The organism is Cellulomonas sp. GbtcB1, from assembly GCF_019091725.1.
GTDB lineage: Bacteria > Actinomycetota > Actinomycetes > Actinomycetales > Cellulomonadaceae > Cellulomonas.
Window position 1 is genome coordinate 1 of sequence record NZ_JAGXJG010000085.1, and the last position, 6320, is coordinate 6320.

Below are 6320 nucleotides of genomic sequence, written 5' to 3' on the forward strand. Positions count from 1 at the left end.
GGCTCAAGGGCTGGGAGGCCGTGCGCTGGGTCGACGGCGCCCCGCGGGTCACCGACGTCCTGCGCCGCGAGGTCGACCGGTGGGGCGGGCTCGGCGCGCTGTACGGCGTGCTCCGGGCCGACCCGTGGTCGGCGGTGCGGTGGTCGGACGGGATCCCGCCCGAGCGCAGCGCCGAGGCGTACGCCGCCGTCCAGGAGCACGTGACCCGGTACGGCGACGGGCTGCCCGTGCTGTTCGTCGAGGAGGCGCCGCACGGCCTGATGGCGCTCGGCGGCACGACGCTGCCGGTCAACCTCGCGCTGGGGGCCGGGATGGACGAGGCGCTGACCGAGGAGCTCGGCGCGCTCGTGGCCGCCGAGGCCCGGGCGCGCGGCACGCACGTCACGCTGGTGTCCGGGCTGGACGTGCTGCGCGACCCGCGGTGGGGCCGCGCCGAGGAGTGCTTCTCCGAGGACCCGGCGCTGGCCGCGCTGCTCGTGGCGGCGACCGTGCGCGGGATGCAGGGCTCCGCGTCCCCGGGCGCACCGATCGGCGGCGCGCACGTGGCCGTCGTCGCCAAGCACCTGGCCGGCCAGGGCGCCGGCATCGGCGGCCGAAACGGCTCCGGCGCGCCGATCGGCCCGCGCGAGCTCGGCGGGATCCACCTGCGCCCGGCGCACGCCGCGGCCGCCGCCGGCGTCGCGGGGTTCATGGCCGCGTACAACGACGTCGACGGCGTCCCGTGCAGCGCCAACCGCGACCTGCTGACCGGGACGATCCGCGAGCGCTGGGGCTGGGACGGGCTGGTCATGGCCGACGGCACCGCGATCGACCGGCTGCGGGACAGCGCGCCCGACCCGGCGGCCGCGGCGGCGCTCGCGCTGGGGGCCGGGGTCGACCTGAGCCTGTGGGACGAGGCGTTCACCCACGTCGAGGAGGCGCTGGACCGCGGGCTGGTCGGCGAGGACGTGCTGGACCGGGCGGTGGACCGGGTGCTGGACCTGAAGCGGCGGCTGGGGCTGCTCGGGGACGCGGCGCCGGCGCCGGGGGACGCGTCGGCAGCCGCGGCGGCGCGGGACGCCGCCGGGCTCACCGCCCGCGCCGCCCGGCAGTCCGTCGTGCTCGTGCGCGACGCCGGCGTGCTCCCGCTGCCCGCCGGCGCCACGGTCGCGGTCGTCGGCCCCAACGCGGACGACCTCGATGCCCAGCTCGGCGACTACACCCCGCCGCGCCCGCCGGACGACCCCGGCGCGTCCACCGTGCTGTCGGCGCTGGCGGACCGGCTCGGCGCCGCACGGGTGCGGTACGCGCCGGGCAGCCGGCTGCGGGGGCCGCTCGACGACTCGGACGCCCTCGACGCCGTGTCGCGGGTGTGCGCCGCCGCCGACCTCGCCGTGGTGGTGCTCGGCGGCAGCAGCCGGCGGAGCTACGAGGACGAGTTCGCCGCGAACGGGGCCGTCGACGGCCCCGCGCCGGACACCACGAACGGCGAGGGCGTCGACCTGTCGTCGGTCGCGCTGCCGGAGGCGCAGCTCGCGGTCGCGCGCGCGGCCCGGGCGGCGGGGCGGCCCGTGGTCGGTGTCGTCGTGGACGGGCGCCCGCGGGTGCTGACCGCCCTCGACCCGCTGGTGGACGCGCTGCTCGTCGTGCCGTTCCCCGGGCCCGCCGGCGGCGACGCGGTGGCCGGGGCGCTCCTCGCCGGCACCGCGCCGGGGCGGCTGCCCGCCACCTTCCCGGCGGCCGACGGCGTGTTCCCGGTCGCGCACGACGAGCGGGCCGAGACCGCGCGCGGCTACGCGGACAACCGCGCCCTGCGCGGGCTGCCCCTGGGCACGGCGCACGCCCCGGGCCTGACGGCGACGCTGCGTCCGGGTGCGGGTGCGTCGGTCGCGGCCTCGGCGCTGGCCGCCGGCGCCGCGGTCGAGGTCACGGTCGACGTCCGCAACGACGGCCCGAGCGCGCTCGACGTCCCGGTCCCGCTGTACGGCCGGCGCCGCGAGCGCGGGGTCCGGCCCCGGCGGCGTGGCCTGCTGGGCGTCCGGCGCGCACGCCTCGCCCCGGGTGAGACGGTGGTCCTGACCTACCCGATCGGCCTGGACGCCCTCGGCTCCTGGGCGACCGGCGAGCCCGTCGCCCTGCCGGTGGCCGTGGCCGTCTGGTGCACCCCGGACGCCGACGAGCCCGAGGGCGCCGCCGTCGTGCGGGTCACCGACGACGAGGGGACGACGCCGTGGGAGCGGTGACCACCGGGCTGGACCCGGCGATCGAGGCCGTGCTGGCCGACGCGGCGGAGCGGGTCCGGGCCGTCGCGGGCGACCGCGTGGGCGCCATGGTCGGCGACGCGCTGCGCCGCACCCTGACCGGCACGATCACGGTCGGGGCGGACGGCAGCGCCTTCGTCATCACCGGCGACAACCCCGCGATGTGGCTGCGCGACTCCACCACCCAGCTCACCCCGTACCTGCGGTTCCTCGCGGGGTGCCCGCCGCTCGCCGACCTGGTCGCCGCCGTCGTCCGCCGGCAGCTCGCCTGCCTGGACCACGACCCCTACGCCAACGCGTTCATCGACGGCCCGTCCGGCGCGCACTACGACCCCGACGACGTCTGCGACGACCCGCACGTGTGGGAGCAGAAGTACGAGGTGGACTCCCTCGCCTACCCCGTGACCCTCGCGCACCGGCTGTGGCGGTCGACAGGACGGACGGACGTGTTCGACGACCGCGCGCTGCGCGTGCTGCGGACCGTGGTCCGCCAGCTCCGCGCCGAGCAGCGGCACGACGACTCGCCCTACCGGTTCTCCCGGTCGACGACGATCCCGACCGAGACGCTGGCGCGGGACGGGCGCGGCGCCCCCGTCGGGTACACCGGCATGACGTGGAGCGGCTTCCGGCCCTCCGACGACGCCTGCACCTACGGCTACAACGTCCCCGCGAACCTGTTCGCCGCGCAGGCGCTGCTGGCGGTAGCGGAGATCGCGGCGGACGTCTACCGGGACCCGGTCCTCGCGGCCGAGGCGCGGGGGCTGTCCCGCGAGCTCGTGGCCGGCGTCGCGGAGCACGGCGTCGTCCCCGCGCCCGGCGGCCCGGTCTACGCCTACGAGGTCGACGGGCTCGGCGGCGTGCTCTGCATGGACGACGCCAACACGCCGTCCCTGCTGTCCCTCCCGCTCGGCGCCCCCGACGTGCTCGACCACGGCGTCTACGAGCGGACCCGGCGGTTCGTCCTCAGCCCGGCCAACCCGTACTGGTTCGAGGGCACGGTGGCGCGGGGCATCGGCAGCCCGCACACGAAGCCCGGCCGGGTGTGGCCGATCGCGCTCGCCGTGGAAGGCTTGACCGGCACCCCCGAGGACCGCGAGCGCCTGCTCCGCCTGATCGCCGACACCGACGGGGGCACCGGGCGGGTGCACGAGAGCCTCGACCCGTCCGACCCGACGCAGTTCTCGCGCCCGTGGTTCTCGTGGGCCGACTCGATGTTCTGCGAGCTCGCGCTCGCCGTGGTGGACGACGCCGCGGCGGGTGACGCACCGCACGACCCCCGCACGACAGGAGATCCCGCATGACCGGCAAGACCGCGGTGTCCACCACGGACGCCCCCGCCCCCGCGCACACGTTCCACCAGGGCGTCCGCACCGGCCCGTTCGTCCAGGTCTCCGGCCAGGGCCCGGTCGACCCCGCCACCGGCGCGTACCTGTTCCCGGGCGACGTCGCCGCGCAGACCACGCGGACGCTGGAGAACGTGCGGGCGATCGTCGAGGCGTCCGGCGCGACGTTCGACGACGTCGTCATGCTGCGCGTCTACCTCACGACGCGGGACGACTTCGCCGCGATGAACGACGCCTACGGCGAGTTCGTCACCCGGCACAGCACGCGCGGCGTGCTGCCGGCGCGCACGACCGTGATGGTCGGGCTGCCCCGCGAGGAGATGCTGGTGGAGATCGACGCGTTCGCGGTCGTCGCGGGCTGACGGACGGCGCGAGCACCCGGCCGGGACCGACCTCAGCCCTCCTCGGCGACGCGGACGAGCATCTTCCCGGTGTTCGCCCCGCGCATCATGTCGAGGAACGCGTCGACGGCGTTCTCGATCCCGTCGACGATCGTCTCGTCGTAGGCGATCTGCCCGGCGCCGAGCCAGCCGGCCATCTTCTCGGAGAACTCCGGGGCGAGGTGCAGGTACCCGGCGAGCGTGAAGCCCTTCAGGGCGAGCCCGCGCGTGATGACGTTCGCCATGTTGTCCGGCCCGGCCGGCTTCTCGGTGGCGTTGTACCCGGCGATCGCGCCGCACAGGGCCACCCGCCCGCCGGGGTTCATCACGTCGAGGGCCGCCTCCAGGTGGTCGCCGCCGACGTTGTCGAAGAACACGTCCACGCCCTCGGGGGCGAGCGCGGCGAGCTGCTCCCGCACCGGGGCGTCCTTGTAGTTGAACGCCGCGTCGTAGCCGTACTTGCCGGTCAGCAGCGCGACCTTCTCGGCCGAGCCGGCGGACCCGATGACGCGCTTCGCCCCGAGGAGCCGCGCGATCTGCCCGGCGGCGGTGCCGACGGCGCCGGCCGCCCCGGAGACGAACACGGTGTCCCCCTCGCGCATCCCGGCGATCGCCGTCAGACCCACGTACCCGGTGAGGCCGGTCATGCCGAGGATGCCCAGGCGCACCGAGAGCGGCACGCCGGGCAGCTCCGGCACGAGCCGGAAGGCCGCGCGGTCCGCCTGGGCGACGTCGCGCCAGCCGAGCTCGTGCTGCACCAGCGATCCGACCGGCACGTCGTCGGCGGCGGACTCGACCACGTGGCCGATGGCGCCGCCGGTCATCGTCTCGCCCAGCGCGAAGGGAGGGGTGTAGCTCTTGACGTCGTTCATCCGGCCGCGCATGTACGGGTCGACCGAGAGGAAGGCGTTGCGGACACGCACCTGCCCGGGCTCGAGGTCGCCGTACTCGACCGTCACGGTGCGGAAGTCGTCGTGGGTCGGCCACCCCTGCGGACGCGCGACGAGCTGGATCTGGGTGCTGGTGGTGCGGGACATGCATCTCCTCGTCCCGACGACGCCGGGACCTCCGGTTTTTGTACTGACCGGTCCACTATATGCTGGGCGCCTCGGTCCGCACACCGGAGGGATCCCATGGGGCGCAACCAGGCGTTCGACACCGCGGAGGCGGTCCGCGCCGCGAGGGCGGTGTTCTGGGAGCGCGGGTACGAGGCCACGGCGCTGCCCGACCTGGAGCGGGCGACCCGTCTCAGCCGGTCGAGCATCTACCACGCCTTCACGTCCAAGCGCGGACTGTTCGACGCCGCCGTCGACAGCTACCTGGACGAGGTCATCCGGCCACGCCTGCGCCCACTCGTCGGGGACGACGTCGCGCCCGACGCGCTGGACGACTACCTGCGCGGGCTCCGCGACGCCCTGCTGCGCGGTGGCACGCTCCCGGCGACCAGCGGCTGCCTGCTGGTCAACTCGGCCAACGCGCCGATCGGGCACGAGGACGGCGTCGCCGCAGTCGTCGCGGCGTACGCCACCGAGCTCCGCACAGCGATGGCCGCGGGCGTCCGGGCTCGGCTCCCCCACCTGCCGGCCGACGCACGACGCACGCTGTCCGACGTCTGCGTCGGCCTGGTGATCTCCGCGTTCGCGCTCGTCCGGGTCGACGCGGAGGAGGCGGCGCGGACCCTGGACACCGCGCGCGCGGTGCTGGCGAGCGCCGTCGCGTTCGCGGACGGGGGCGGCGGAACGGCTTGAGCCGCGCGGCGTCTCGCGCACGCGCCGCCGCCAGGAGTCGCTGCGGTCCGAGCCCGACGTCGTCCTCGTCATGCTCGGGACCACCACGCCCAGGACGTCCGCCGGGACCCGCGGCGCCCGGTGGCGTGCCGTCCTGGTCGTGCTGGATGCTCGTCCCGTGTTCGAGGGCTTCACGGTCACGGACGTCCCGGTGGACGGTGCCGTCATCCACGTGCGGCACGGTGGGGCGGGCCGGCCCGTCCTGCTGCTCCACGGGCACCCGCGCACCGGGTCCACGTGGCACGCCGTCGCGCCGGCGCTCGTCCGCGCGGGGTTCTCGGTCGTGGTCCCGGACCTGCGCGGCTACGGACGGTCCCGCGGCCCCGCCCCCGCTGCCGACCACAGCGCGCACTCGAAGCGCGCGGTGGCGGGCGACATGGCGCAGCTCATGACCAGGCTCGGCCACGACCGGTTCTCGGTGGTGGGCCACGACCGCGGCAGCTACGTCGGCCTGCGGCTCGCGCTGGACCACGAGACCCGCGTCGACCGCGTCGTGCTGATGGACTGCCTCCCGATCAGCGAGCACCTGGACCGGGCCGACGCCCGCTTCGCCACCGCGTGGTGGCACTG

General features: G+C 76.2%; 6 protein-coding genes. 5 read left to right on the top strand and 1 reads right to left on the bottom strand.

Features of this window, described 5'->3' with window-relative positions; all coding sequences use genetic code 11:
• The 3 genes from KVT14_RS19145 to KVT14_RS19155 form a co-directional block, all read left to right on the top strand.
• Positions 1 to 2222, top strand: a 2222-nt coding sequence (locus KVT14_RS19145) for a glycoside hydrolase family 3 protein (protein ID WP_217617122.1), incomplete at its 5' end; no start/stop codon positions are given.
• Positions 2210 to 3541: a glycoside hydrolase family 125 protein gene (locus KVT14_RS19150; RefSeq protein WP_308161173.1), complete on the top strand. Its 1332-nt coding sequence runs from the start codon at positions 2210 to 2212 to the stop codon at positions 3539 to 3541. The genes KVT14_RS19145 and KVT14_RS19150, both read left to right, overlap by 13 nt.
• Positions 3538 to 3945, top strand: a complete 408-nt coding sequence (locus KVT14_RS19155; RefSeq protein WP_217617123.1) for a RidA family protein — start codon at positions 3538 to 3540, stop codon at positions 3943 to 3945. Before KVT14_RS19150 ends, KVT14_RS19155 begins: the two co-directional genes overlap by 4 nt.
• A 32-nt stretch (positions 3946 to 3977) precedes the next feature.
• Here the strand turns inward: KVT14_RS19155 and KVT14_RS19160 are convergent, their stop codons facing one another.
• On the bottom strand, positions 3978 to 5000 hold the full coding sequence (locus tag KVT14_RS19160; RefSeq protein ID WP_217617124.1) for an NADP-dependent oxidoreductase: 1023 nt from the start codon (positions 4998 to 5000) through the stop codon (positions 3978 to 3980).
• A 96-nt stretch (positions 5001 to 5096) separates the two neighbouring features.
• On the opposite strand from KVT14_RS19160, the gene KVT14_RS19165 reads away from it, so the two are divergent.
• Together KVT14_RS19165 and KVT14_RS22710 are read left to right on the top strand one after the other, a co-directional pair.
• Positions 5097 to 5711 carry a TetR/AcrR family transcriptional regulator gene (locus KVT14_RS19165; RefSeq protein WP_217617125.1) on the top strand — a complete coding sequence of 205 codons (615 nt, stop codon included), beginning with the start codon at positions 5097 to 5099 and terminating at the stop codon, positions 5709 to 5711.
• Positions 5712 to 5781: 70 nt separating this feature from the next.
• Positions 5782 to 6320, top strand: a 539-nt coding sequence (locus tag KVT14_RS22710) for an alpha/beta fold hydrolase (RefSeq protein ID WP_254631336.1), incomplete at its 3' end; no start/stop codon positions are given.

Bases quoted from the DNA above. Each gene is read 5' to 3' on its own strand.
- KVT14_RS19160 (WP_217617124.1), bottom strand. From the start codon at position 5,000: ATGTCCCGCACCACCAGCACCCAGATCCAGCTCGTCGCGCGTCCGCAG.
- KVT14_RS19155 (WP_217617123.1), top strand. From the start codon at position 3,538: ATGACCGGCAAGACCGCGGTGTCCACCACGGACGCCCCCGCCCCCGCG.
- KVT14_RS19165 (WP_217617125.1), top strand. From the start codon at position 5,097: ATGGGGCGCAACCAGGCGTTCGACACCGCGGAGGCGGTCCGCGCCGCG.